Source organism: Ideonella azotifigens, from assembly GCF_021043325.1.
Taxonomy (GTDB): domain Bacteria; phylum Pseudomonadota; class Gammaproteobacteria; order Burkholderiales; family Burkholderiaceae_C; genus Ideonella; species Ideonella azotifigens.
This window is the reverse complement of record NZ_JAJNKD010000006.1, coordinates 289554-313854: the sequence shown is the minus strand read 5'-3', so window position 1 is coordinate 313854 and position 24301 is coordinate 289554. Positions and strand designations below refer to the sequence as shown.

22 protein-coding genes are annotated in these 24301 nt (G+C 69.4%); 8 read left to right on the top strand and 14 right to left on the bottom strand.

Features of this window, described 5'->3' with window-relative positions; translation table 11 throughout:
- Positions 1 to 74: 74 nt before the first annotated feature.
- Genes LRH25_RS15780 through LRH25_RS33110 form a run of 3 tightly spaced genes read right to left on the bottom strand, consistent with a single transcriptional unit; the run spans position 75 to position 3299 of the window.
- Positions 75 to 1391: a hypothetical protein gene (locus LRH25_RS15780; RefSeq protein WP_231011572.1), complete on the bottom strand. Its 1317-nt coding sequence runs from the start codon at positions 1389 to 1391 to the stop codon at positions 75 to 77.
- Between the two features lie 4 nt (positions 1392 to 1395).
- Positions 1396 to 2211 carry a LytR/AlgR family response regulator transcription factor gene (locus LRH25_RS15775; RefSeq protein WP_231011570.1) on the bottom strand — a complete coding sequence of 272 codons (816 nt, stop codon included), beginning with the start codon at positions 2209 to 2211 and terminating at the stop codon, positions 1396 to 1398.
- 11 nt (positions 2212 to 2222) lie between these two features.
- Positions 2223 to 3299: a sensor histidine kinase gene (locus LRH25_RS33110; RefSeq protein ID WP_375142175.1), complete on the bottom strand. Its 1077-nt coding sequence runs from the start codon at positions 3297 to 3299 to the stop codon at positions 2223 to 2225.
- 124 nt (positions 3300 to 3423) lie between these two features.
- Between LRH25_RS33110 and argH the strand changes: the two genes are divergently transcribed.
- Positions 3424 to 4857: an argininosuccinate lyase gene (gene argH, locus LRH25_RS15765; RefSeq protein ID WP_141290855.1), complete on the top strand. Its 1434-nt coding sequence runs from the start codon at positions 3424 to 3426 to the stop codon at positions 4855 to 4857.
- Between the two features lie 55 nt (positions 4858 to 4912).
- On the opposite strand, the gene LRH25_RS15760 is transcribed toward argH, so the two are convergent.
- The 4 genes from LRH25_RS15760 to LRH25_RS15745 all read right to left on the bottom strand — a co-directional run bounded on the left by LRH25_RS15760 (position 4913) and on the right by LRH25_RS15745 (position 10590).
- A complete protein-coding gene (locus LRH25_RS15760; RefSeq protein ID WP_141290853.1) occupies positions 4913 to 5413 on the bottom strand; it encodes a hypothetical protein in 501 nt (166 codons plus the stop codon).
- A 287-nt stretch (positions 5414 to 5700) separates the two neighbouring features.
- On the bottom strand, positions 5701 to 6903 hold the full coding sequence (locus tag LRH25_RS15755) for a DUF5666 domain-containing protein (protein ID WP_231011568.1): 1203 nt from the start codon (positions 6901 to 6903) through the stop codon (positions 5701 to 5703).
- Positions 6887 to 7777: a DUF6502 family protein gene (locus LRH25_RS15750; protein WP_141290210.1), complete on the bottom strand. Its 891-nt coding sequence runs from the start codon at positions 7775 to 7777 to the stop codon at positions 6887 to 6889. The genes LRH25_RS15755 and LRH25_RS15750 overlap by 17 nt, the downstream gene beginning before the upstream one ends.
- A 230-nt stretch (positions 7778 to 8007) precedes the next feature.
- The gene (locus tag LRH25_RS15745) at positions 8008 to 10590 is read right to left on the bottom strand and encodes a GAF domain-containing hybrid sensor histidine kinase/response regulator (protein ID WP_231011566.1); all 2583 of its coding nucleotides are present in this window, start codon (positions 10588 to 10590) and stop codon (positions 8008 to 8010) included.
- A 234-nt stretch (positions 10591 to 10824) separates the two neighbouring features.
- Between LRH25_RS15745 and dinB the strand changes: the two genes are divergently transcribed.
- Positions 10825 to 12114, top strand: a complete 1290-nt coding sequence (dinB, locus tag LRH25_RS15740) for a DNA polymerase IV (RefSeq protein ID WP_231011565.1) — start codon at positions 10825 to 10827, stop codon at positions 12112 to 12114.
- A 6-nt stretch (positions 12115 to 12120) separates the two neighbouring features.
- On the opposite strand, the gene LRH25_RS15735 is transcribed toward dinB, so the two are convergent.
- A complete protein-coding gene (locus tag LRH25_RS15735; protein ID WP_141292041.1) occupies positions 12121 to 12537 on the bottom strand; it encodes a YbaN family protein in 417 nt (138 codons plus the stop codon).
- A 111-nt stretch (positions 12538 to 12648) separates the two neighbouring features.
- Between LRH25_RS15735 and LRH25_RS15730 the strand changes: the two genes are divergently transcribed.
- The 4 genes from LRH25_RS15730 (at position 12649) to LRH25_RS15715 (ending at position 17415) form a co-directional block, all read left to right on the top strand.
- Entirely contained in the window at positions 12649 to 13158 is a 510-nt protein-coding gene (locus LRH25_RS15730) for a hemerythrin domain-containing protein (protein WP_231011563.1), read from the top strand.
- A gap of 84 nt (positions 13159 to 13242) precedes the next feature.
- Positions 13243 to 14157 carry a LysR family transcriptional regulator gene (locus LRH25_RS15725; protein WP_231011559.1) on the top strand — a complete coding sequence of 305 codons (915 nt, stop codon included), beginning with the start codon at positions 13243 to 13245 and terminating at the stop codon, positions 14155 to 14157.
- 83 nt (positions 14158 to 14240) lie between these two features.
- Positions 14241 to 15392: an alpha-hydroxy acid oxidase gene (locus LRH25_RS15720; protein WP_141291942.1), complete on the top strand. Its 1152-nt coding sequence runs from the start codon at positions 14241 to 14243 to the stop codon at positions 15390 to 15392.
- 97 nt (positions 15393 to 15489) lie between these two features.
- Entirely contained in the window at positions 15490 to 17415 is a 1926-nt protein-coding gene (locus LRH25_RS15715) for a sensor domain-containing diguanylate cyclase (protein ID WP_231011558.1), read from the top strand.
- A gap of 13 nt (positions 17416 to 17428) precedes the next feature.
- Here the strand turns inward: LRH25_RS15715 and LRH25_RS15710 are convergent, their stop codons facing one another.
- The 4 genes from LRH25_RS15710 to LRH25_RS15695 form a co-directional block, all read right to left on the bottom strand.
- A complete protein-coding gene (locus LRH25_RS15710; protein WP_231011557.1) occupies positions 17429 to 17857 on the bottom strand; it encodes a DUF1801 domain-containing protein in 429 nt (142 codons plus the stop codon).
- Positions 17858 to 18019: 162 nt separating this feature from the next.
- Positions 18020 to 18388, bottom strand: a complete 369-nt coding sequence (locus LRH25_RS15705) for a hypothetical protein (protein WP_141290043.1) — start codon at positions 18386 to 18388, stop codon at positions 18020 to 18022.
- Positions 18389 to 18514: 126 nt separating this feature from the next.
- Positions 18515 to 19060 carry a deoxycytidylate deaminase gene (locus LRH25_RS15700; RefSeq protein WP_141290044.1) on the bottom strand — a complete coding sequence of 182 codons (546 nt, stop codon included), beginning with the start codon at positions 19058 to 19060 and terminating at the stop codon, positions 18515 to 18517.
- Positions 19061 to 19118: 58 nt separating this feature from the next.
- Positions 19119 to 21218, bottom strand: a complete 2100-nt coding sequence (locus LRH25_RS15695) for a TonB-dependent siderophore receptor (protein ID WP_141290045.1) — start codon at positions 21216 to 21218, stop codon at positions 19119 to 19121.
- Between the two features lie 298 nt (positions 21219 to 21516).
- Here LRH25_RS15695 and LRH25_RS15690 point away from each other — a divergent pair, with 298 nt between their 5' ends.
- Both LRH25_RS15690 and LRH25_RS15685 read left to right on the top strand, forming a co-directional pair.
- Positions 21517 to 22509: a 2-dehydropantoate 2-reductase gene (locus LRH25_RS15690; RefSeq protein ID WP_231011612.1), complete on the top strand. Its 993-nt coding sequence runs from the start codon at positions 21517 to 21519 to the stop codon at positions 22507 to 22509.
- Between the two features lie 128 nt (positions 22510 to 22637).
- Positions 22638 to 23198 carry an Mpo1 family 2-hydroxy fatty acid dioxygenase gene (locus LRH25_RS15685; RefSeq protein ID WP_141288795.1) on the top strand — a complete coding sequence of 187 codons (561 nt, stop codon included), beginning with the start codon at positions 22638 to 22640 and terminating at the stop codon, positions 23196 to 23198.
- Between the two features lie 51 nt (positions 23199 to 23249).
- Here the strand turns inward: LRH25_RS15685 and LRH25_RS15680 are convergent, their stop codons facing one another.
- Together LRH25_RS15680 and LRH25_RS15675 are read right to left on the bottom strand one after the other, a co-directional pair.
- The gene (locus LRH25_RS15680) at positions 23250 to 23711 is read right to left on the bottom strand and encodes a CYTH domain-containing protein (RefSeq protein WP_141288797.1); all 462 of its coding nucleotides are present in this window, start codon (positions 23709 to 23711) and stop codon (positions 23250 to 23252) included.
- A 19-nt stretch (positions 23712 to 23730) separates the two neighbouring features.
- The gene (locus LRH25_RS15675) at positions 23731 to 24204 is read right to left on the bottom strand and encodes a nuclear transport factor 2 family protein (RefSeq protein ID WP_170200942.1); all 474 of its coding nucleotides are present in this window, start codon (positions 24202 to 24204) and stop codon (positions 23731 to 23733) included.
- Positions 24205 to 24301 lie beyond the last annotated feature (97 nt).

Here is a 24301-nt window from a genome sequence, read left to right as displayed (position 1 = left end):
CTTCGACAGGCTCAGCCCGAACGGTCCACAGCGCCAACGATTGGGAAACCTCAATCTCTCGGACAGCGGCGAATCTACCTGCGCGCTTCCTGCTTCAGGAAACGCGAGATCGTGGCCAGTTCGCCGTCTCGCGCGACCTCGCTGAGGTAGGCGCTCATGCGCAGCGCAGCGGCGCATTGGCGGTCCTGCGAGGCGGTGTTCTGTCCAGAAACCGTGGGCCACTCCTGGGTGGCGATGCGCGAGAGCGCATCGGTGTAGGTCTGGCGGCGCGCGGCCAGCGCCTGCAGCCGCTCGGGCGACTGCCCTGTCCGTTCGCCCAGGCGCATGCCCATGCCCAGGTCCAGCATCGAGCGGCCATGCTGGGACAGCAGTTCGCCGAAGTGGCCGCAGGTGTCGCGCCGCGCAGGGTCGGCCATGACCTCGGCCGAGCACCAGCGGCCCAGCGCCTGGTAGCCACCGTAGACATGCGTGGTGCTCACCCCCATCGCCGCCACTTCAACCTGCAACCGCACCTGGCCCTGCACCGTCGGCGGCAAGGCCTGCATCACCTGCTGCGAGACCCAGCTCAGGTCGCCGTCGTGCCGGCTGGCCTGGGCTGCGCGCAGCATCGCCTGGTCCTGCGCGGCAGGGTCGTTGGCCAGGTCCTGTGCCAGCGCCAGCCAAGGCGCGGCGTTGTCGGGGTCCAGCTCGGCCCAGTGGGCATTGCTGAGCCCGGCGCAGCGGCCGGTGGCGGCCTTGCCACCGCTGCAGGCCTGCAGCGCCAGCGCATAGACGGCCGGCGACTGTGTCATCTGCGCCTGGTCGATCAGCGCTTCCAGGTCCACCGCTGCGGTGCGCCGCTGCTGGTCCACCTCGCGCTGGCGCTTTTCGCCTTCGGCCATGCAGGCAGCCTCTGCCGCCGGGTCGGGTGCGCTGTTGCGATTGGCCGGGCTGCCGGACAGGCAGGCGTCCAGGTCGGGCGGCGGCAGCGTGAAGTCGCTGGCCGCCAGCATCAGGCCGACCGCGCGCGCCACCTCGTCGGGCGAGTTGCGCAGCCTGTTCACCAGCTCGCGCTGGGCCAGCAGCGCCGCGTCCTGCGCGGCCTGCTGCAAACGGGCGTTCGACGGGCGGCGGCCGTTGACATCCGGCAGCGGGCCGATGCCGCAATTGGCCGCCATCGCATTGCCGGCCTCGGCCTCGCTGGCCGGCTGGGAAGCGGGCGCCGCCTCGGCCGAGGCCGACAAAGCCTGGGGCGCTGCAGCAGAAGACTCGCTGGCCGATGCGGCGTGGCCCGCGACCTGCACCTGCGGCGCGGCCGGCGCCCAGGCGCGCCAGGCCAGCAGCACCAGCGCAGCCAGCGCCACGCCGATGACCGAAATGGCCAGTGGCCGTGAGACCCGGGTCGAACTCACGCGCTCACAGCCCTTCGCCGACCAGCGCTTCGCGCACGCCGGCCAACTGCCGGCGCGAGACCGCCAGCCATTCGTCGTGCGGCGCCAGCCGCACCGCCCAGGCCTCGCCGCCGCCTTCTTCCTGTTCGTCGCCATGCAGCACGCGGCGCTCCAGCGCCCGCACCGCCGCCTTGGCGACCACGGCATTGCGGTGGATGCGCACCACCCGCGCGCCCAGGCGCTGCTCCAGGTCGGCCAGCGCATCGTCCAGCACATACTGATGCTCGCGGGTGCGCAGCGTCACGTACTTCATCTCGGCCCGCAGGTAGACCACGTCCCCCACCGGGATGCGCAGCACCCGCCCACGGTCGCTGACGACCAGCACCGGCTCGTCCACCGCCGGCTTGCTCACCGCCGCCAAGCCCACGCGCGCGCGGCCCAGCCGTTGCGCAATGCGGCCCAGGGCCTCCTGCAGGCGCGCGCGGCGCACCGGCTTGGTCAGGTAGTCCACCGCCTCGATCTCGAAGGCCTGCAGCGCATGCTCGGCATGGGCGGTGACAAACACCACCACCGGCGAAGCCTGCAGCGACTGGCCTGGCGCCGACGAGCGCAGCCGCCGCGCCAGTTCCAGCCCATCAATGCCAGGCATGTGGATGTCCAGCAGCACCGCGTCGGCCGGCTGGCGGGCCAGCAGGTGCAGCGCCTCGGAGGCACTGCCGGCTTCGCCGACGACCTCGACCGAAGGCGCTGCGCAATCGGCCAGCAGGCTGCGCAGCCGCATGCGCGCCAGTGGCTCGTCGTCGACGATCAGCAGGCGCAGGCGTTCGTTGTCGGTGTCCATGGTCCAGGTCCCTAAACCGGCACGCCGACGCTGACGCGCCAGCGGCCATCTTCGATGATGCCGCTGCGAAAGTCGGCGTCCAGGTCGTGCATCAGCCGCAGCCGCTCGCGCACGCTGGCCAGGCCGATGCCATGGCCACGCTTCGAAGGCCCCAGCGGCACCGAGTTGGTGACCGAGATCAGCACCCGGTCGCGCCGGCGGCGGGTGACGATCTCGATGCGGCCGCCGCGGTCGCTGGGCTCCACGCCGTGGCGCACCGCATTTTCGATCAGCGGCTGCAGCAGCAGCGGTGGCAGCCGGGTGTCGTCCGCGGCCGGGTCCAGCCGCCAGTCCACGCGCAGCCGGGCGCCAAAGCGCAGCTGCTCAATGTCCAGGTAGCGCCGGCTCAGCTCGACCTCGGCCGCCAGCGTGGTCGCCTCGTCCAGCCCGCCCAGCGCCGCGCGGAACAGCTCGGCCAGGTCTTCCAGCACTTCTTCGGCACGCTTCGGGTCGACCTGGACCAGCGCGATCGCGGTGTTCAGCGTGTTGAACAGGAAGTGCGGGCGGATGCGGGTCTGCAGGTCGGCCAGCCGGGCCGCCGCGGCGGCCGGCAGCCGCGCGCGCTGGCGCCAGCGTTCGGACTGCTGCAGCAGCGCCGCCAGCAGCGCGCCGGCCAGCGCCGGGGCCAGCCAGGGCCAGTCGTCATTCGCGCCGGGGTTGCTCATCAGGCCAATGCGGCTGAACGGCACCCAGGCGGCCAACGTGGTCAGCGCGCCCACCAGCGCCACGGCGCCCGTCTGCAGCGCGGGCGCCAGCTTCACCAGCAGCGGCCGCCCCAGGCAGACCAGCAGCAGCCAGGCCAACGTTGCGGGCACCGCGACGGTGGCGGCTTCGCTCATCATCGCCAGCCAGTTGACCAGGTTGCGCGCCGCGAACAGCAAGCCCACGCCCAGCACGCCGTGCACGCCCACCAGCGCGCGCAGCAGCATGCCGCTGCCGCAGCCGGGCAAGGCAGCGGCGCGCACCGCGTCGGGTGCGGTGACGACCTCGCGCAGGTCGTCGAACAGCGTGCTGGTGCCGGTTTCAGAGCGTTTTGCCACGGCGGTCATTCTCGGCCAAGTCGCCCCCGGGGCCATGCCCGCTCGTCCGCGCCAGGGCACCGCCTAAAATGCTCGGCTTCCCTCCCCACTCTGCCGCAGCGGCGCCCTCTCGGCCGCGGCGGCCTGCTGCCCGATGAGCTCCAACCAACTCGACAAGAAATCCCAGGCCTGGTCCGCGCTCTTCTCAGAGCCGATGAGCGAGCTGGTGAAGCGCTACACCTCCAGCGTCTTCTTCGACAAGCGCCTGTGGGCGGCCGACATCGAAGGCAGCCTGGCCCATGCCGGCATGCTGGCCGCGCAAGGCATCATAGGCGCGCAGGACCTGGCCGACATCCAGCGCGGCATGGCGCAGATCAAAGGCGAGATCGAGGCCGGCCAGTTCGAGTGGAAGCTGGAGCTGGAAGACGTGCACCTCAACATCGAGGCCCGCCTGACCCAGTTGGTGGGCGACGCCGGCAAGCGCCTGCACACCGGCCGCTCGCGCAACGATCAGGTCGCCACTGACGTGCGCCTCTGGCTGCGCAGCGAGATCGACCAGATTGGCGAGCTGCTGGCCGACATGCAGCGCGCGCTGGTCAGCGTGGCGGCCGACCACACCGAAACCGTGATGCCAGGCTTCACGCACATGCAGGTGGCGCAGCCGGTGAGCTTTGCGCACCACCTGCTGGCCTATGTGGAAATGTTCGCCCGCGATGCCGAACGCCTGACGGACTTGCGCAAGCGCGTGAACCGCCTGCCGCTGGGCGCCGCCGCGCTGGCGGGCACCAGCTACCCGCTGGACCGTGAGGCAGTGGCGAAGTCGTTGGGCTTTGACGGTGTCTGCCAGAACAGCCTGGACGCCGTGAGCGACCGTGACTTCGCGATCGAGTTCAGCGGCTTTGCCGCGCTGGTGATGATCCACGTCTCGCGCATGGCCGAGGAGATCGTGCTGTGGATGAGCCAGAACTTCGGCTTCATCGACCTGTCGGACCGGTATTGCACCGGCTCGTCCATCATGCCGCAGAAGCGCAACCCGGACGTGGCCGAGCTGGCGCGTGGCAAGAGCGGCCGCGTGGTCGGCCACCTGATGGGCCTGATCACCTTGATGAAGGGCCAGCCGCTGACCTACAACAAGGACAACCAGGAAGACAAGGAGCCGCTGTTCGACACCGTGGACACGGTCAAGGACACGCTGCGCATCATGGCCGAGATGGTGGGCGGCGAAGTGGCGGCCGACGGTTCACGCAGTGGCGGCCTGAAGGTCAAGGCCGATGCGATGGAGCGCGCCGCGCTGCGCGGCTATGCCACGGCGACCGACCTGGCCGACTACCTGGTCAAGAAGGGCTTGCCGTTCCGCGACGCACACGAGGTCGTGGCGCATGCCGTGAAGGAAGGCCTGAAGCAGGGTGTGGACCTGGCCGAGTTGCCACTGGCCACGCTGCAGGGCTTTGATGCCCGCATCACCGACGATGTGTTCTCGGTGCTGACGCTGCGCGGCTCGCTGAATGCCCGCAATGTGCTGGGCGGCACCGCGCCGGTGCAGGCGCTGGCGCAGATTGCGCGTCACCAGGCCCGCCTGGGTCGGTGACAAAAAGGGAGAGTGGCCCTGGCTCCGCCGAACCTGGCCACTCATTCCCAGATGCTCAAGGCTTGGTCACGGTGAAGTAGAAGCCGGACTTGGCCGACAGCGTGCCGGCCATCGGCACGACTTCGCCGTTTTCGTTCAGCCCATAGCAGTCGACCGAGAAGCGGCCGGCGACGATTTCGCCGTTGTAGTCGGTCGAGGACGGCAGCTCGAACTGGTACTTGTGCGAGCCGATCTTGGTCAGCTGCGAACCTTCGACCGAGATGTACTGGCTCACCGAGCCGGACACCGGGACCACCATGTCCACATGGAAGACCTTCAGGTCGTGCTGGGCCTCGGGCTTGAAGGTGATTTCCACCCGCGTGCCGAGGATCTGCTGGCCGGTCAGCGGGATGAACTTGCCCTTCTTGTTGGTGTAGCCCATCTGGCCGTAGTCCAGGGCCTTGTCCACATACGGGTGATAGAAGACTTCCACGGTGTCGGCCGCCAGGGCCGAGCCAGCGGCCCAGAAGCCCATGGCAGCCGCCAGCGCGGCCTTTTTCCAGAAAGAGAGAGACATGCGAATGACTTTCGAAAAGAGGAACAGGAAAGAAACGAAGAGAGGGAAGGAAGCGCGCATCCATTCACCGGATGCCGGGTTGAAGAGGCGTCAGTGCATCGATGCGGGGCCCTCCGGTTGAGGGGTTGAAGAAAGCGCGAGGCAGCCGGCCGTCTGCCGCGCGGACATGGCTCCGCCTGCGGCGCTGTCCGATTCTGAAAACCGGGCGCCCGAGGCGAAGAAAGGGAACAGGGGGAAGCGGCGCGCGCTTCAGGCCTGGGCTGTCGCCAGGCCCGGCGCGCCGGGTGTCATGGGTCGAACTTCAGGCCCTGGGCGACCAGGCTGGTGCCGTCCAGCGACAAGGTGCCGCGCACCTCGATGCGCACGCCGTTGGCCAGCGCCGATTCGGTGCCCTGGCTGAGCACCGTGTCGGCAAACGAAACCGGCGTGCCCAGCAGCGTGAAGCGCTGCGCTGCCAGGTCCAGCGCCGAGAGCTGGCCCACCAGGCTGAAGTTCTGCTTGTTGACCCGGTCGCCATCCTCGGCCACCGGCCTCACCGTCAGCGTATTGGCCTGCACCACGCCGCCGCTGGCGCTGCCTTCAACCCGCACGCGCAGGCCCGTCTGCAGCACGCTGCCGGCCGGCAGCACCTGGGCCTGGCGCAGGTCCACGCGCAGGCCGCCCACGCGCAGGCTGCTGCCGTCGAGCTGTTCGATCAGGCCCTGCAGCGCCACCGGGCCGGTGGCCGCGTCCCGCTGCGCCGGCACCAGCACGCTGCGCACCAGCCAGCGGCCCCGCGCATCGGGCTGGGTGTCGAACAGCAGCTTGACGAAGACGCCGTCGGTCAGCTCGCCTGGCAGCGACATGCGCGTGGACAACTGGAACGGCTGGCCGCCCATCTGCAGCGTGCGCGTGGCCAGGTCCAGCGCCTGCACGCGGCCCTGCAGCCCGTAGGACGCCGGGCTGAGGAGCGGCTCGATGCGCCGCGCCAGGTAGCGGCCGGTCGCTGCGTCATAGATCGCATGGACCTCCACCACGTCCCCCAGCGCAATGCCGGCCTGGCCGCCAGCGATAGCAGGGTCGAAGGCCGTGTTGCCGTCGATCAGCACCGTCTGGCCCAGCACCGTGAGCGAACGCGCCATCAGGTCGCTGGCGCTGACCGGGCCGGCCAGCGCGCTGGCCACCGTGACCTGCAAGGCCTCGGCGGACGGCTCGTCGCCACCCACCGCAGCGCTGTCGATGCGCACCACCATGCCCAGCCGCAGCGCGTCGGCGCCCAGCAGGTGGCCCTGGTCGTCGGCAATGCGGGCACTGCGCTGCCCGTAGTTCACGCCGTTGACGATCAGGCCGCCCAGGCCGGTCGCCGAGCCTTCGGTGTAGCCCTGAGGGCTGGCCCCGGTGCCGCCGCCTTCCACGCCACCGCAGGCGGCCAGCAGCAGCGCCGCCAGGCTGCAGGCCAGGGCAAACGGCGTTCGCCAGCAGCGGCCGGGCCGTTCAGTCATTCGCGCCATCGGGAAAATCCTCCTCATCGCGCGCGGGCTCGGCCGTCGGTGCCGGCCTGCGCTGCGAGTACATGAACATGCCAACGCGCACCACCGCGTCAGTGGGCGCACCGTCGGCTTCGTCGCGGTCGATGCGGCGCTGCAATTCGGGCACCAACTGCTGCGTCAGTTGCTGCCAATGGCTTTCGACCAAGCCTCGCACGCCTTGTGCAGAGTCCAGCGACAGGCCGTTGGCCCAGATCGCTTGCTCGAAGTGGCGCGGCTGCTCGCCTGCGACGTTGTCGACGGCGGCGCTGAGGTGGTCGCCCACATTGCCACCGAGCAGGCCCAGCAAGCGGGCCTGGTCCCGGTCGGGCACCAGCGCGGCACGGTTCAGGCTGACGCGGTCGCTGTCCTGCTGCCAGGTGACCAGCTTCAGCCGCAGCATGTCGTCCAGCAGGCTGCGGGGATGCACGTCGCGTGTCACCAGCGCGGCCAGCGCGTCGAAACTGGGCGCCGGGCCCTGGCGCGGCAGGCCAGCCTCATCCTGCGGCAGCGCTGGGTCGGTGGACCAGCGGAAGAACAGGCGCAGCGCCATCGACGGGCGTGGCCGCGGCGCTTCCAGCGATTCGCCAACCAGCCGCGTAACCTCGCGCCGGTTGATGCCGGTGGCCGTGGCAATGCGGCTGACCAGACGGTGCGGCAGCGCCTCGGGCTTGGCCTTCAGAGCGGCTTCGCGCGCGGCCTGCACCATGGCCAGCTTCAACAGCGCTTCCAGCGAGTCGAAGTGCAAGCCCTGCGCCACGGCCAGGCGGCCCAGCGGGGCCAGCAGTGACTGCATGGCTTCCAGCAAGGCTTTGTGCTCCGGCGATGGCAAAGAAAGGGCTGTGGAGGGATCGGACATGGCAACAGGCCTGAGAGCGAGGCCGGAAGCATAGGCGCGCAGTCGAATACCGCAGGCGCACGGGCCACCGAACTCACAGACTGATGATAAATGTGTGAATTGCACATTTACAAGCCCCAGAGTGATTCCGACACAGCCTTTTCACAGGCCCGTGTTGGTGAGTCGGTGCCCATTGATCGCGCAGGCGGCGGCAATCGGTGCACAAAAATTTGTGCTGACGGCCGGCCGCCTCAGTTCGTGCGGTCGATCAGGTCACGGACCTTGTTTTCCAACGCTTCGATGTCGAAGGGCTTGGTCAGCACTTCCATGCCGTGGGCCAGGTGCCCGTTGCCGACCACCGCGTTCTCCGCGAAGCCGGTGATGAACAGCACCTTCAGCGCCGGCCGGGCCACGCGCGCCTGGTCAGCCACCTGGCGGCCATTCATGCCGCCGGGCAGGCCAACGTCGGTGATCAGCAGGTCGATGGGCGTGTCCGACTGCAGGATGCGCAGCCCGCTGGCGCCCTCGCCTGCCTCCAGCGTGCTGTAGCCAGCCTCCTGCAGCACGCTGGTGATCAACATGCGGATGGCGGGCTCGTCGTCGATCACCAGCACCGTTTCGCCAGCGCCCAGGCCGTGGTGCTCGGCTTCGGGCTCTGGCGCAGGCAGGTCCTCGCCGGTGTGCCGCGGCAGGTAAAGGCACATCGTCGTGCCCTTGCCAAGCTCGGAATAGATGCGCACCTGGCCGCCGGACTGGCGCACGAAGCCGTAGACCATGGACAGGCCCAGCCCGGTGCCCTCGCCGAGTGGCTTGGTGGTGAAAAACGGATCGAAGGCGCGGGCGATCACCTCGGGCGCCATGCCGGTGCCGGTGTCGGTCACGCAGATCGACACGTACTGGCCCGGCGGCAGCTCGCGCTCCTTGGCCGCGCGCTCGTCCAGCCACTTGTTGGCGGTCTCGATGGTCAGCCGCCCGCCCTGCGGCGCCATCGCGTCGCGGGCGTTGATGCACAGGTTCAACAAGGCGTTTTCCAGCTGCGACGGGTCGACCTTGATGGTCCACACGCCGCCAGCACCGACCACTTCCAGCTCGACATTCGGGCCGACGCTGCGCCGCACCAGGTCTTCCATGCCGGCGATCAGGCGGTTGGCGTCGACCGGCCGCGGGTCCAGCGTCTGCTGGCGCGAGAAGGCCAGCAGACGGTGCGTCAATGCCGCGGCGCGCCGGGTCGCCCCCTGCGCGGTGCCGATGAAGCGCTCCACCCCGGCGGTGCGCCCTTCCGCCAGCCGCCGGCTCAGCAGTTCCAGGCTGCCGCTGATGGCGGCCAGCAGGTTGTTGAAGTCGTGCGCGATGCCGCCGGTCAACTGGCCCACCGCCTCCATCTTCTGCGACTGCCGCAAGGCCTCGTGCGCCGCGGCGAGTTCGGCTTGCGCCTGTTTCTCGACCGTGACGTCACGACCATAGGCAAACACCAGCTCGCCCTCGGTGGCGGTGTGCCAGGAAATCCAGCGCAGCGAGCCGTCCTTGTGAAGGTAGCGGTTCTCGAAGCCGGTCAGGTTGCGCTTGCTGAGCGCGGCATCCAGTCCGGTCTGGGTCAAGCCAGCGTCCCCGGGCCAGACGAAGGCCACGAAGCTGCGGCCTATCACCTCTTCCGGCCGGTAGCCCAGGATCGCCGTCCATGCGGGATTGACGTCGCGGAAGACGCCGTCGGCCCCGATCACCACAAGCAGGTCGCGCGAATTGCGCCACACCCGGTCGCGCTCCTCGGTGCGGGCCACCACCTGCTGCTCCAGCGAGGCGGCCAATTGCCGCAGGTCTTCCTCGGCCCGCCGCCGCTCCACCGCGCTGCGCGTGCGCTCGGCCACCTCGCGAATCAACGCCAGCTCCTCCTGGGGCCACTCGCGGGGCTGCGCATGGTTCAGGTACAGCAGCGCCACCAGCCCGCCCTGCTCGGTCACCGGCATGTTGACCAGCGCGTGCGCGCTGATCGCCTTCAGCGCGCCAGCGGTGGCGGCGGTTCGCGGGTCCAGGTCGGCGTTGCTGACCACCACGGTGCGGCCGGCCTTCAGGTCCTCGATGTAGGAGCCATAGTCCCGGAAGTGCAGCACGCCGGCCAGGCTGCGGATGCCGGGCGCATTCCAGTCGCGCTCGATGCTGATGGTCTCGTCGGCCTTGCTGACCGTGCCGTAGCCGGCGCGGCTCACTCCCAGCGCGCGGCCCAGGATCTCAGCCGCGGCAAACGACAGGTCCGAAGGGTCGTCCAGCTCACGAAAGCGCTCGGCCAGCGCCACCAGCACGTTCTGCCGCGTGTCGCCGCTGCGCAGCGCGCTCACCGCCTGCAGCCGGTCCGTGGTTTCGATGCACACGCCGAACAAGCCGGCCACCTGCGCCGCTTCGTCCCGCATGGGCGTGTACGAGAAGTCGAAGCTGGCGTCCCTGACCACACCGTCCCGGTCCAGCCCGACGGTGAAGCCGTCCATGTGCACCGCCTCGCCGGCAAACACCTGTTCGAACAGCGGCGCCAGGTCGCCCCAGGCTTCTTGCCAGACCTGCGCACTGGGCCGGCCCAGCGCAGCCGGATGCTTGCGGCCAAGGATGAGTGCAAAGGCGTCGTTGTAGAGCCAGGTCTGCTGCGGCCCCCAGGCCAGGAACATGGGCTGGCGGGCGGCCAGCAGCACGCCCAGCACCGTCTTCAGCGACTGCGGCCAGCCGGCAGCCGGGCCCAGCGGCGTGGCGGCCCAGTCGAAGCCGCGCACCAGGGCGCCCATCTGGCCGCCGCCCGGCAGGAAGTCAAAGGCTGGCGCCTGTGCGCCCGGGTCAAGCTGGCCAGCCAATGGCGTCTCCCAGGGCCGCGTGTCCCGCGGCATGCAGATGTGAACGAGGTCCGGTGGCGCGGCAGTCGTGCCGTCCCGCGCGCCGGATGCCTGCCCGGGACCATACCGCAACAAGCTGGCGACCCCACGTCAGACGACACCGCTTCGCAAGCCGCCGGCAGCGATGCCGGCAGGCGGCGGCGGGGTGTCGGGGCGCAGTCAAAAGACTGATAATCCATCCAGTTGTTGCCCACCATGCCTGCCAACCCGACACCGCCACGCCGGCTCATCGCCCACCTCGACATGGACGCGTTCTACGCCTCCTGCGAGCTGCTGCGTTACCCGGACCTGCGCGGCGAGCCGGTGGTGATCGGCGGCGGCCGGCGCCACCAGCCCGAACCGCAGCCCGACGGCACGCGGCGCTACGCCAGGCTGGCCGACTACGCCGGCCGCGGCGTGGTCACCACCGCCACCTACGCCGCCCGGGCCTTCGGCGTGCACTCGGCCATGGGCCTGATGAAGGCCGCCGCGCTGGCGCCACAGGCTGTTTTGCTGCCCACCGATTTCGATCTCTACAAGCGCTGCTCGCGCGCTTTCAAGGCTGCCGTGGCCGAGCTGGCGCCGGTGATCGAGGACCGCGGCATCGACGAGATCTACATCGACCTCACCGAGGTGCCCGGCGCGCAGGACACCATCGGCCACGACCCGCTGGGCGGTGCCCGCGCGCTGGCCCGCGAGATCAAGAACAACGTGCAGCGCGCCACCGGCCTGACCTGCTCCATCGGCGTGACGCCAAACAAGCTGCTGTCCAAGCTGGCCTCGGAGCTGGACAAGCCCGACGGGCTGACAGTGCTGACGCTGGACGAGATCCCGACCCGCATCTGGCCGCTGCCGGTGCGCAAGCTCAACGGCATCGGCCCCAAGGCCGGTGCCAAGCTGGCGGGGCTGGGGCTGGAGACGCTGGGCCAGCTGGCGCAGTGCGAGCCCGAGTGGCTGATCGAGCGCTTCGGCCAGAGCTACGGCGCCTGGCTGCACCGTGCCGCCTGGGGCCGCGACGAGCGCCCGCTGGTGACCGACAGCGAGCCCGTTTCGATGAGCCGCGAGACCACCTTCGACCGCGACCTGCACGCGGTGCGCGACCGCAGCCAGCTCTCGGCCATCTTCACCGAGCTGTGCCGGCGCGTGGCCGAGGACCTGCAGCGCAAGGGCTACGTCGGCCGCACCGTGGGCATCAAGCTGCGCTTTGACGACTTCAAGATCGTGACCCGCGACCTGACGCTGCCGGCCAACACCGCCGACTTCGCGAGCATCCGCCAGGCCGCGGGCCAGTGCCTGAAGCGCGTGGACCTGCGCCGCCGGCTGCGCCTGCTGGGCGTGCGCGTGGGCAACCTGCATCGCGCGGATCTGCCGGAGCTGCCTTCGCGCCGCAGCACGCGCGCGCCGGCCCGCCCTGGCCGTCCAATGCCGAAACCCGCGGCCACCACGATGCTGGTCGCCCGCGAGCCAGGATTGTTCGACGACCTGCCGGACGAAACGGCGAACTGAAGCGGCTCAATCCGCGCGCGGCGGCCGGGTCGGCAAGTGCCAAAGCCACAGCGCCACCAACGCGCAGGTGATGCCCGGCGTCCAGCGCCAGATCGGCGATGGAATCGTCCACCAGGCCCACAGCGAGCTGGCGCTCATCATCACCGTGGCCAGTTGCTTGGCGCGCAGCGGCACCGCGCGGGTGGCCCGCCAGTCGCGCACGATGGGGCCCAGGTGCCGGTGCGTCACCAGCCAGTGCTCCCAGCGCTCGCTGCCCTTGGAGAAGCACCAGGCGGCCAGCAACACAAACGGGGTGGTCGGCAGCAGCGGCAGGAAGATGCCGATCACGCCCAGCAGCAGCGACAGCCCGCCCGCCAGCAGCCACAGCGGCCTCAGCCAGGCCAGGCGGCGCGTGGGCAGGGGCGACACAACAGGCGGCGGCATCGCGGCATTGTCACCTCGGCCCGTCATCGCGGGCTTCTTGCGCCAACGCAAGACCGGCCGCGCCAGCGCTGCCCACAATCGACCGCACCGCTTGCACTGCCACGACCCACCATGCCCTTGCTCGACTGGTCCCCCTCGCTGCAGCTGGACCACCCGGAAATGGACCAGACCCACCAGGCCTTCATCACGCTGCTGGGCCAGACCGAACGCGCACTGGCACAAGGTGCAGGCCCCAGCGCACTGGCCTACTGGGCCGAACTCGTGTTGCACACCGTGGGCCACTTCGGCCAGGAAGACCGCTGGATGCTGGCCACCGGCTTCGCGCCGGACAACTGCCACAGCCGCCAGCATGCACAGGTGCTGACGGTGCTGGAAGAGGTGGGCCGCCTGGCAGCAGACATCGGTGACTTCCGGCCGATGAGCGACTGCCTGCCCGGGCTGGCGCAGTGGTTTGTCGGGCATGTCCAGAGCATGGACGCCGCCCTCGCCGCCCACCTGCAGCAACTCGGCTTCGACCCCAGCACCAGCACCATGGCCCATCCGCCCGCGCCCGACCATGTCCCGATGAGCGGCTGCGGCGGCAACCAGTGCACGCCCGCGCCGCAGCCCGCCACCGCCTGAGCCGCCCGGGCCTGACCCGCTAAAGTCCGGCGCATGGCCGCGCCGCACGATGCTTCGCCCTCCCCACTCTCGACAGAGGCCGGCATGCGCCTGCCTTCGCTGGACGCCCTGCGCGCGTTCGACGCTGCCGCCCGGCTGGGCACCTTCGAACGCGCTGCGGATTCGCTGCACATCACGGCCAGCGCCATCGGCAAGCGCATCGCGGCGCTGGAAGAACTGCTGGGCGTGGCGCTGTTCCAGCGCGGCGGCAAGGCCCTGCTGCTGAGCGCCGCCGGGCGCGAATACCTGGGTTCGGTGCGCAGCGCGCTGGAGCTGCTGGCCGCCGTGCCGCTGCACCAGCGCGCGGCGCAGCAGCGGCCGCGGCTGCGGCTGTGCGCGCCACCCACCTTCGCTCGCCAGGTCCTGGTGCCGGCCCTGCCCGGCTTTGCCGCCGAGCAGCCGAGCGTGGAGCTGGAGATCGTGCTGTCGGCCCCGTTCATCGACGCTGGCGGCAGCGACGCCGAACTCGACGTGCGCCATGCCGCCGCCACGGCCAACGACCCCGCGGTGCTGATGCACGACGTGCTGCTGCCGCTGGCCAGCCCTGCGCTGCTGGCCGAGGCCGGGCCGCTGGCCGAGCCGGCCGACCTGGCGCGGCTGCCGCTGCTGCGCACGCCGATCGAACCCTGGGCGACCTGGTTCGAAGCCGTGGGCCTGGGCTGGCCGGAACCGGACCGCGGGCCGCGGCTGGTCGACCTGGGCCTGACGCTGGAGGCTGCGCTGCAAGGCCAAGGCGTGGTGCTGGCGCGGCCCAGCCTGGCGCGTGAGGCGCTGCGCAGCGGCCGGCTGCTGCCAGCGCTGGGCCTGGGCCGCACGCCGTGGGTGGCGGCGCGCTGGGCCTACCAGCTGCAGTCGCCGCTGCCGGCCGAAGGCTTGGCGGCGAGCGGCGCAAGCTGGCTGCGGCGGGCCTGCGCGCAGGCGGCCACCGAAGGGCTGGCGCTGATTTCCGGTCCGGCCTGAAATCTTTTCCGGTCCAACCCGCATGGTGACGGAAGGCCCCGCGGCTAGCATCGCCCGGCAGGAGACCGCATGACCACCACCGCATGACCACCATCACCAACATCGAAGACCTCCGGGTCCTGGCCCGGCGCCGCGTGCCCCGCATGTTCTACGACTACGCCGACTCCGGCTCGTGGACAGAAGGCACCTACCGCGCCAACGAGGCAGACTTCCAGAAGATCAAGCTGCGCCAGCGCGTGGCGGTCGACATGGACAAGCGCAGCACCGCGGTGAAGATGATCGGCATTGACGCGGCCATGCCGGTGGCCATCGCACCGACCGGGCTGACCGGCATGCAGCATGCCGACGGCGAGATCCTGGGCGCACTGGCCGCCAAGCGCTTTGGCATCCCGTTCACGCTGTCCACGATGAGCATCTGCTCGATCGAGGACATTGCCGCGGCCACGCAGGCGCCGTTCTGGTTCCAGCTCTATGTGATGAAGGACCGCGGCTTCATCGAGCGCCTGATCGACCGGGCCAAGGCCGCCAACTGCTCGGCGCTGGTGCTGACGCTGGACCTGCAGATCCTCGGCCAGCGCCACAAGGACCTGAAAAACGGCCTGACCGCGCCGCCCAGGCTGACGATTCCCAACCTCATCAACCTGGCCACCAAGCCTCGCTGGTGCCTGGGCATGTTGGGCACCAAACGCCGCCAGTTCGGCAACATCGTCGGCCACGTCAGCGGGGTCGAGAACATGGGCTCGCTGTCGGAATGGACGGCCAAGCAGTTCGACCCGAAGCTGAACTGGGGCGACGTCGAGTGGATCAAACAGCGCTGGGGCGGCAAGCTGATCCTCAAGGGCATCATGGACGTGGAAGATGCCCGCCTGGCGGCTGACTCCGGCGCCGATGCGCTGATCGTCAGCAACCACGGCGGCCGACAACTGGACGGCGCGCAATCGTCCATCGAGGCGCTGCCTGCCATCGTCGCCGCGGTGGGCCCGCGCATCGAGGTCTGGATGGACGGCGGCATCCGCTCAGGCCAGGACGTGCTGAAGGCCTGGGCGCTGGGCGCGCGCGGCACGATGATTGGCCGTGCCTTCCTCTACGGGCTGGGCGCGATGGGCGAAGCCGGCGTGACGCGTTCGCTGGAAATCATCCAGCGCGAGCTGGAACTGACGATGGCCTTCTGCGGCCACACGCGCTTGCAGAACGTCGGAAAAGACATTCTTTTGCCGGGCTCTTTCCCGGTTTGAACCGGGCTTCGGCGCTTCATCCGGACCGGCGGCAAGCCGATAAGCCGTGTGGGTGCAAGCCGACCGCGCAGTGCGGCCGGCTGCCACCCGCCTGCCCATGTCCTTGCCCGCCCTGCCCCCCTGCCCCGCCGCGCCGTCGTCCTGCCCACGCACACCCGCAGTGCTGGCTGCCGCGCTGCTGCGCCGGCTGTTCATGCTGCTGTGCCTGCTGGCCGGCCTGGCTGCGCTGCAGCCCGCATGGGCCCAGGAAACCCTGGCGCTGGACTACCTGGCCGAGCCCGGCGCCGCGGGCGCGCAGCCACTGAGCCTGGCCGCCGTGCGCGCCCTGCCCGAATCGGCCTGGCAGCACGCGCCTGCCGGTGGCGCCAGCCTGGGCTATTCCGACAAGACCCACTGGTTCCGCGCCCGCGTGCTGCAGCGCGACCCAACCGAGCTCCGGCGCCTGCTGGAGATTGCCTACCCGGTGCTGGACCGCATCGAGCTGCACCTGCAGGTCACGCCGGCCGGCCAGCCGCCGTCCTGGCACAAGGAGCTGGTGCTGGGCGACAAGCAGGCCTTCGAGCTGCGCCCAGTGCGGCATGCCAACTTCGTCGTGCCGGTGGACATTCCGCTGGGCGCCGAGCTGGAGGTGCTGGCCCGCGTGACGACCAGCAGCGCGGTGCAATTCCCGCTGCTGCTGTGGACACCGGCCACCTTCCATCCACACGCAGAGGACACCAACCTGCTGCTGGGGGGCTACCTCGGGCTGATGTTCGGCCTGCTGGCCTACAACCTGATCCTGTGGGCCTCGGTGCGCGAGCGAGGCTACCTGCTTTACGGGCTGTGGGTGATCTCGATTGCCGGCTGCATCACCTCGCTCAAGGGCTTGAGCTTCCAGTACCTGTGGCCGCATGCCACGCAGTGGAACGACACCGCCATCGTCGTGCTGCTGGCGCTGACCGGCGCCTCCGGCTCGGCCTTCGCCGCCGATTTCATCCGCATCGTCCCCGGGCCGCGCTGGCGCCGCTGGGCCATCCACTGCACGACCGGGGCCTCCCTGCTGGTGGCTGCGGCCGCGCTGGTGCTGCCGTACAGCGTGGCGATCCGCACGGCGATCTCCAGTTCGGTCGTCGCCATCTTCATCCTGACGGTACTGGCGCTGCTGCGGGCGCGCGAAGGCTACGCGCCGGCCCGCATCTTCCTGCTGGCCTTCGGCTCGGTGCTGCTGGGCGGCGTGCTGCTGGCGCTGGACAAGTTCGGCCTGGTAGCGCGCAGCGTGTTCACTGAAAACGCGCTGCAACTGGGCAGCGCGATGGAAGTGCTGATGATTTCGCTGGGCCTGGCCAGCCGGCTCAACGAAGAGCGCGAGCTGCGCGTGAAGAGCCAGATCGAGGCGCTCAAGGCCCAGCGGGAAGCCCAAGAGTTGCTCGAAGCCAGGGTCAACGAACGAACGAGCGCGTTGGAGCAGGCCAACCGCCGGCTGGCCGAGCTGAGCATGACCGACGGGCTGACCGCGATTCCGAACCGCCGCTTCCTGGACCAGGCGCTGGAGCACCTGATCGGCGAAGCCATCGGCAGCAAACGCTCGCTGTCTCTGGCGCTGATCGACGTCGACCATTTCAAGCAGTTCAACGACACCCACGGCCATCTCGCGGGCGACCAGTGCCTGCAGGTCGTGGCGCTGGAGCTGCAGCGCCAGGCCCACCGCACCGAGGACCTGGTGGCACGCTTTGGCGGCGAGGAGTTCTGCATCGTGATGCCGCATGCCGGACCGGATGGCGCGCTGACCGTGGCCGAGCGCATGCGCCAGGCGGTGCAGGCGCTGGCGGTGCCGACCTCGGTCGGCGCGGTCGGCATCACCGTCAGCATTGGCGTCTGCAGCCTGGTGCCGCGCACGCCGGAAGACCTGGCGGTGCTGCTGAAGGCGACCGACGAGGCGCTCTACCGCGCCAAGCGCAACGGCCGCAACCAGGTCGTGATGCAGCTGGGCGACGCAGCCACGCCTGCGCCAGCGCCAAACCCACAGGCGCTGGATCTGCGCTGAGGCCGGCGGCGGCTCAGCCGCGCGGCAGGTCGGCGTCGGGCAATGCGGCCAGTTCGTCCTGCTGGCGCTCGGCGGCCTGGCGCCGCGCCAGGGTCACGCTGGCCAGCACCAGCATCTGCACCTGCACACTGTCGATCGGCAGGCCCAGCCGGCAGCGCAGGCTGCGCGAACCCCGGCCGCTGCCATCCAGCGGCGCAATGCCGGGCGGCAGTTGGCTGCCGTTGAACAGCTGCAGATTCACATGGCCTTTGAATGGGACGATGGCCATCAGCAGCGTGTCGTCCACGCCAAAGACCAGGTTGCCCCATTTGACGGTTTCGGTGGCTTCGGGCACGGCCTGGCGCACGGCGGCCTGCAACTGCTCGGCCAGTCCGCGTTGCGGCTCGGTCAGGAAGTCGAACCAGGCGGCCACCAAGGCTTTGGGGCGGGCTGCAGTTCTCATCGGAACGGCCTTGCATCAGGCACGCCCCTCGACGGGGCGCATCGTCCGTCGGCCGCCGGCCGGTTGGGGCGCAGCGGAACTGAAGCCATTGTGGGCACTTTGCCCAGGCTTGGCTAGGACGACAACCTCACCGCCGACAGTGGTGAAGCCGCTGGCCCAGCGTCAGAGCCTGCCCTCTTCCCGGCGGTGGTAGGCCTGGAACAGCTCCAGCGCGACGCGCCGAAGCGGGTCGAAGGCACTGGTGTGGGCATTGGCAATGCGCTCGAAGGCGTATTGCCGGTCGTAGCACATCCGGGCGACATGCACCGTCTGCCCCTCGATCGCCATCAGCGACTTGAAGCGCAGCAGCGTGCCCATGCCCACGTCGGCCACCACCGACCGCGAGAGTTCGGCATCGTCGAGTTGCCCGGTCTCGGGTGCGACCATGGCCGCGACCGGCACCGCAGCAAGGCCCAGGCCGGACAACAGCCGCGTCACCGCAGGCGAAGCCGGCGGGTTCTGGACGGGGGGAGTGGTGTGTTGCGACGACATGGCGGCCTCCTGGTTGCTGGCCGCGCGGACGAAGGTCCGGCGCCATGACCGCATGGTGCGCGACAGCCCACCGACAGGAAGCGGCAAAAACAGGCCTGAAAGCGCCGCTGTTTGACGCTGTTCGGTTCAAGCCGGCGGCGTGCCGTGCACCACCGGGCCGGTCTGGCGGATGAACTCGTCGAGCTTGCCGCACCACTCGGCCGAGGGTTGTTCCAGTTCGTCCAGGCTCAGCACCTGCACCCCTGCATCGGCCAGCATCTTGTTCGCGGCCTGGATGGACGCGGCCTGGTGCGCCTTCTGCTCCAGGAACACCACCCTGCGGATGCCCACCTGGATGATGGACTGGGCGCAGCGCGGGCAGGGAAACTGGGTCGCGTAGATGGTGCTGCCGGTCAGCGGCAACACCACGCAGTTGAGGATCGCGTTGACCTCGGCGTGCACGATGTAGCTGTGCCGCGAGCGCAGCGGGTCCTCGTCGACGTCGCTCCAGTAGGTTTCGTCGTTGTCGTCACAGCCCCGCGGCAGGCCGTTGTAGCCCACGCCCATGATCTTGTTGTCCGGGCTGGCAATGCAGGCCCCGTTGCGCTTGCGGCTGTCCTTGGAGCGCGCCGCGGCAAGCAGCGCCACGCCCATGAACATGGAATGCCAGGGGATCAGCGGGGTGTTTTGCATGCGTGGAACGGCCGTGGACAAGGCAATCGCCGCAGTGTAGCGAGCGGAGGCCCCCGCTTCAGAGCTTGTATTCCAGCGTCACGGCCCCGTTGCGCGGTGCGCCGTAGATCGCGCCGTAGGCCAGGCCACCGATGTACTTCTTGTCGAACAGGTTGTTGATGTTCAGCCGCAGCGTGGCGTCCTTGGTCAGCTCGTAGGCGGCAAAGGCGTTGGCCACCATGTAGGCGGGCTGCTCGGCGCTGCCGATCTTGCTGACGTCGGACTGCCAGCGGCCACCCAGGCCCATGCGCAGCGCCGGCAGGAAAGGCATGCGGCTGTCGACGCGGAAGTTCAGCGTGTTGCGCGGCACCCATTCGTAGATGCCGTGGCCGTCCGGGCCGGTCAGCGTCAGGTGGGTGTAGCCCAGCGTTAGCTTGGCGTCCTTGTTGATGCGGCCGGTGACTTCGGTCTCGAAGCCCTTGGACTTCACGTCCTTGGCTTCGTAGTAGTACTGCTGGTTCGCATCAATGCCGGCGTAGGTCGCCAGGCCTTGTTCCTTTGAAGTGAAGACTGCGAAAGTGGTCAACAGGCGCTTGTCCAGCCAATCCGCCTTCACGCCCACTTCGGCATTCGTGCCCTTCACCGGTGCCAGCAGGTCACCCTTCACGTCGGCCTGCTCCTGCGGCAGGAAGATGTCGGAGTACGAGGCGTAGCCGAGCACGTTCGGCGTGAAGTCGTAGGTGAAGCCCAGGTAGGGGCTGAGCTTCTTGGTGGTCGGGTCCAGCAACTGGCCGCCGCTGCCATAGCGGGACTCGCCGGCGCGCCAATGGCGCACCGCGTTCACGCCGACGATGGTCTTGAGCGAATCGGTCAACGCGATGCGCGAGGCGGCGTAGACGCGGGTCAGCGTCTGTTCGCCGCTGGTGCTGGGTTCGCGCGCGCCCCACTCCGGTTCCGGATAGGCGTCGCCGCCATACGGGAAGGCGGGCAGCGGCAGGAAGTTGTTGCTCGTCGCCGCGTAGATGTCGGTGGCCGTGGTTTCCTTGGAGTTGCTCACACCGACCAGCAGGCTGTGGCTGCGGCCGAAGGCGGAAAACTGACCGCTGAGGTTGGCGTCCAGCACCCGGCTGTCCGTGTGGCTGATGCTGTGGTACGGCCAGCCAATCAGGCCGGTGTCGTCCGGGTTCAGCATGCCGGTGTTCGAGTAGGCGTAGAGCAGCTTGGTCGCCTCGTCGCCATGGCGCCGGTTGACGGTGAACTTGGCTTCCCAGTCCGGCGACAGGCGATGCGAATACTCGGCGAAGCTGGTCACCGACTTGGTGTTCCAGTAGGCCCAGTCCGGCGCGGTGGAAGAACCGACCGCGAAGTCGGCCTGCGTGCCGTCCGAGCGCAGCAGCGTCAGCGAGCCCCACATCGGCGAGTCCTGCTTGGCATTCACGCCTGTGACGCCGATGGTCAGCGTGCCGTTGTCGCCGATCTGGCCGTCGACCACGCCATAGAGCGATGTGCGTTTGTCATGCAGGTCGCGCAGGTAGGAATCCTTGTCCTCGTGGGCCACGACCACACGCGCGGCCCACGCGCCGTCTTCGGTCAGGACCTTGTTGTAGTCCAGGCCCACGCGCTTGAGGCCATGGGAGCCGCCGGTCACCGTGACTTCGCCGCCGTCCTGGTTGGTCGGGCGCTTGCGGATGTAGTTGATCGTGCCGGAGGCATTGCCCACGCCGGTCAGCAAGCCGTTGGCGCCGCGGATCAACTCGATGCGCTCGAACAGGAAGGTGTCTTCGCGGCCGACCACCGTGCCCCAGGAATTGGTCATGCCCAGGCCGTCGACCTGGGTCAGCTGGATCTCGAAGCCGCGCGCATTGAAGGTCGCGCGGTTGGTTTCGTACTGCTCGACGTTGATGCCGGTGGCCAGGGCCAGCGCTTCGTTGCTGCCGGTCAGGCCGAAGTCGGCCATCTCGTCCTTGTCGATGGTGCTGATGGTCTGCGGGGTGTCCTTCACCTCCATCGGCAGGCCGGTCGCGCCCTTGGACACGCGGTTGGCCCGTTTGCCCTTCACCATCACCGTTTGCTGCTGCGCGACGTCCTGCGCGGGAGCGGCGGCTTCCTGCGCGCGGGCATCGCCCAACGCCAGGCAGGCCGCGATGGCACAGGTCGTCATCAGGAATTCTTGCTTCATCTGCATCTCCAACATCAACCCGGCAGTTTACAAGCTAATACGAATCATTCTCAGTTGTATGCATGAATCCGCCGCTGCTGTGGGTTTTGCGGAACAGCAGCTGATGTGCGGAGCGGGTTTCCTCGTAGCGCCATGGGGCCGAAAACCGCGCCGGCCAAAGGCATCATCGCCAGGCCCTCGGCCGCTCGTCGGGAGCGTCTCTTCCAGCTTGAGGAACCCGCCGTCCATGCCTGCCGTCGCGCCGCTCGCCTCTTCCCCGATAACCGCCGCGAGCGCCAACCTCCCGCGGGTGTTGGTGATGGGCACCGGCAGCGTCGGCGGCTTTGTCGGCGGCTCGCTGCAGGCGGTCGGCGTGCCGGTGCAGTTCGTCGCGCGGCCGCGCATGGCGCTGGCGCTGCGCGAACACGGCTTGGTGCTGACCGACCTGCAAGGTCAACGGCTCACGCTGCCGGCGGCCGAGCTGCAGGTGCTTGACAGGCTGCCGGCCAGCGGCCCGCCACCCGAGCTGGTGCTGCTGGCGGTGAAGAGTGGCGCCACCGCCGAGGCCGCCGCCCAGCTCGCAGCGGCCTTGGCGCCCGGCACACCAGTGCTGTCGCTGCAAAACGGCATTGGCAACGCGGCGCTGGGCGCGCAGCTGGCGCCCGGCCTTTGCTGGTTGCCAGGCATGGTGCCGTACAACATTGCCGAGCTTGGCCCGGGCCGGCTGCACCGCGGCACCGGCGGCAGGCTGGCCGCGCAGGACCACCCTGTGCTGCGCCGGCTGCAGCCGGCCTGCGAGCGCGCCGGGCTGGGCCTGAAGCTGCATGCCGACCTGGCGCCGGTGCAGTGGGGCAAGCTGCTGCTGAACCTGAACAACCCGGTCAACGCAATGTCCGGCCTGCCGCTGCGCGCCGAGCTGCTGGACGTCGGCTATCGCAGGCTGTTCGCCGCGCTGCAGCTCGAAGCGCTGAAGGTGCTGCGCGCCGCCGGCATCCAGCCCGCCCAGGTGGCCAGCCTGCCGCCCCACCGGCTGGCGCGGCTGATGCAGCTGCCGAACTGGATCTTCACGCGGCTGGCCGGGCGCATGCTGAACATCGACGAAAAAGCCCGCTCCAGCATGGCCGACGACCTGGCCCTGGGCCGCGCCACCGAAATCGACGCGCTGTGCGGCGAGGTCTGCCGGCTGGCGGCCCGGCACCAGGTGGCTGCGCCGTTGAATGCCCGCATGCTGGCGCTGGTCGAAGCCTGGCCGCAGCGTCGCAAGCCCTGGCCGGCTGCGGAATTGCAGCGCGCGGTGGCTGGCCGCGGCTGACCGCGCAGGCCAAAACTGTCGCGTGAACGGCCAAATGTCGCAGCCTGCGGGCTCATCCCCATTGGCCGCCAAGCGGCCGCAGGGCTAGGATGTTTGCGCAGTACCCATTCTTCAGGAGGCCGCCCGCCATGCCCTCGCCGTTTCGCCCCGCCACCGAGTTGCTGGTGCAGTACGCCCGCTATCACCGCGACCCGCGCAACATCACCACGCACTTCATCGGCATCCCGATGATCGTGTTTGCCATTGGCGTGCTGGCAGCGCGGCCGGTCTGGGCCGAACTGGACACGCCACTGGGTACCTTGGCGCTGAGCCCTGCCCTGCTGCTGTGGCTCGCGTCCACGCTGTGGTACCTGACCCGCGGCCAGTTCGCGCTGGGGTTGGCCACCAGCCTGGTCAATGGTTTGCTGATCGCGCTGGCAGCGCCGCTGGCGGCTGGCAGCGTCGGCCACTGGCTGGGCTGGGGCGTGGGCACCTTCGTCGTCGGCTGGGTGTTCCAGTTCATCGGCCACTACTACGAAGGCCGCAAGCCGGCGTTTGCAGACGATCTGGTCGGCCTGCTGGTCGGCCCGGAATTTGTCGTTGCCGAGGCGCTTTTTTCAACCGGCCTGCTGGGCCGGCTCAAGCAGACCATCGAGGAAAAGGCCGGCCCGACGCGCCTGCGCGACCTCGCTGCGCCCACCCTCGGCTAGGCGATGGGGCACCCGGTCTGCGGGTACGCAAGCCCACCCGCCGCGACTTGGTCACGGCCAAGTATTGAACGGCCGGCTCGCCAGCTGGCTGTTGAAGTAGCGCGCATCGTCGCTCACCTCCTCGCCCAACCATGCCGGCCGCGTAAACGGCTGGTCCTCCGACTGCAGCTCCAGCTCCGCGACGACCAGGCCCGCATTCGCGCCGTGGAATTCGTCGACCTCCCACAGCAGCCCGTCCACCATCACCCGGTGGCGGTGCTTCTCGACCAACGGCCCGTCGCACAGCGCCAGCAGCGCCTGCGCGTCCGCCAGCGGCAGCGGGTATTCGAACTCGGCCCGGCTCAAGCCTTCGCTGCGGCCCTTGATGGTCAGAAAAGCCTCTTCGCCCGCGATGCGCACCCGCACCGTGCGCGCAGGGTCCCGATTCAGGTAACCCTGGCTCAGGTGCATCGCGTCCGGCTGGCGCCAGCCCTCGCCCACCACCAGGAACTTGCGTTCAATCTCGATTGCCATCAGGACTCCCGTGCGCAGCTCAGACGGGCGCGGGTGGCAGGCGCGTGAGCTGCACGCTGACGATGCGCCACTGGCCGTCGGGCTGGCGCACGTAGACGTCGATGTAGCGGTAGTGGCTGCCGATGCGCTTGCCGTCGTAGCTGCCGGTCATGTGGATACGACCGCTGAGCAGCGCGGTGCTGCCATAGAGGCGCAGCTCGAATTCCTGCACCGTGTACGGGTCCAGCACCAGCTTGGGCGACAGCAGGCCGGCGACAAACGAGGCCTTGGTTTCCAGGTCGCCGTCGCCGTCGATCTGGCGGAAGTCTTCGGCCATGTTGGCTTCGATCGCGGCCTTGTCCTTGCGCACGATGGCCAGGTCCCAGGCCGCGGACTGCGCGGTCAGCTGCTGCACCAGCGCGTCCTGGCCGGCTTCTGCGGCGAAGACAGGCGCCAGACCCGCCAGCAGCGCCAACAGAAGGAAGAAGCGGGCGAACAGTCGGGCGGCGTGCATGGGGCTCCTCTGGTGCGGGGTCGCAATGCCCCGTTGGGCGGCCATTAAACCATTGCGCCGGCAGGCCGGAAACCCGCCGCGGCAGCGGTGAGGCAGC

Bases quoted from the DNA above. Each gene is read 5' to 3' on its own strand.
- LRH25_RS15775 (WP_231011570.1), bottom strand. From the start codon at position 2,211: ATGGACACCGACAACGAACGCCTGCGCCTGCTGATCGTCGACGACGAG.
- LRH25_RS33110 (WP_375142175.1), bottom strand. From the start codon at position 3,299: ATGACCGCCGTGGCAAAACGCTCTGAAACCGGCACCAGCACGCTGTTC.
- argH (WP_141290855.1), top strand. From the start codon at position 3,424: ATGAGCTCCAACCAACTCGACAAGAAATCCCAGGCCTGGTCCGCGCTC.
- LRH25_RS15760 (WP_141290853.1), bottom strand. From the start codon at position 5,413: ATGTCTCTCTCTTTCTGGAAAAAGGCCGCGCTGGCGGCTGCCATGGGC.
- LRH25_RS15755 (WP_231011568.1), bottom strand. From the start codon at position 6,903: ATGGCGCGAATGACTGAACGGCCCGGCCGCTGCTGGCGAACGCCGTTT.
- LRH25_RS15750 (WP_141290210.1), bottom strand. From the start codon at position 7,777: ATGTCCGATCCCTCCACAGCCCTTTCTTTGCCATCGCCGGAGCACAAA.
- dinB (WP_231011565.1), top strand. From the start codon at position 10,825: ATGCCTGCCAACCCGACACCGCCACGCCGGCTCATCGCCCACCTCGAC.
- LRH25_RS15735 (WP_141292041.1), bottom strand. From the start codon at position 12,537: ATGCCGCCGCCTGTTGTGTCGCCCCTGCCCACGCGCCGCCTGGCCTGG.
- LRH25_RS15730 (WP_231011563.1), top strand. From the start codon at position 12,649: ATGCCCTTGCTCGACTGGTCCCCCTCGCTGCAGCTGGACCACCCGGAA.
- LRH25_RS15725 (WP_231011559.1), top strand. From the start codon at position 13,243: ATGCGCCTGCCTTCGCTGGACGCCCTGCGCGCGTTCGACGCTGCCGCC.
- LRH25_RS15720 (WP_141291942.1), top strand. From the start codon at position 14,241: ATGACCACCATCACCAACATCGAAGACCTCCGGGTCCTGGCCCGGCGC.
- LRH25_RS15715 (WP_231011558.1), top strand. From the start codon at position 15,490: ATGTCCTTGCCCGCCCTGCCCCCCTGCCCCGCCGCGCCGTCGTCCTGC.
- LRH25_RS15710 (WP_231011557.1), bottom strand. From the start codon at position 17,857: ATGAGAACTGCAGCCCGCCCCAAAGCCTTGGTGGCCGCCTGGTTCGAC.
- LRH25_RS15705 (WP_141290043.1), bottom strand. From the start codon at position 18,388: ATGTCGTCGCAACACACCACTCCCCCCGTCCAGAACCCGCCGGCTTCG.
- LRH25_RS15700 (WP_141290044.1), bottom strand. From the start codon at position 19,060: ATGCAAAACACCCCGCTGATCCCCTGGCATTCCATGTTCATGGGCGTG.
- LRH25_RS15695 (WP_141290045.1), bottom strand. From the start codon at position 21,218: ATGAAGCAAGAATTCCTGATGACGACCTGTGCCATCGCGGCCTGCCTG.
- LRH25_RS15690 (WP_231011612.1), top strand. From the start codon at position 21,517: ATGGGCACCGGCAGCGTCGGCGGCTTTGTCGGCGGCTCGCTGCAGGCG.
- LRH25_RS15685 (WP_141288795.1), top strand. From the start codon at position 22,638: ATGCCCTCGCCGTTTCGCCCCGCCACCGAGTTGCTGGTGCAGTACGCC.
- LRH25_RS15680 (WP_141288797.1), bottom strand. From the start codon at position 23,711: ATGGCAATCGAGATTGAACGCAAGTTCCTGGTGGTGGGCGAGGGCTGG.
- LRH25_RS15675 (WP_170200942.1), bottom strand. From the start codon at position 24,204: ATGCACGCCGCCCGACTGTTCGCCCGCTTCTTCCTTCTGTTGGCGCTG.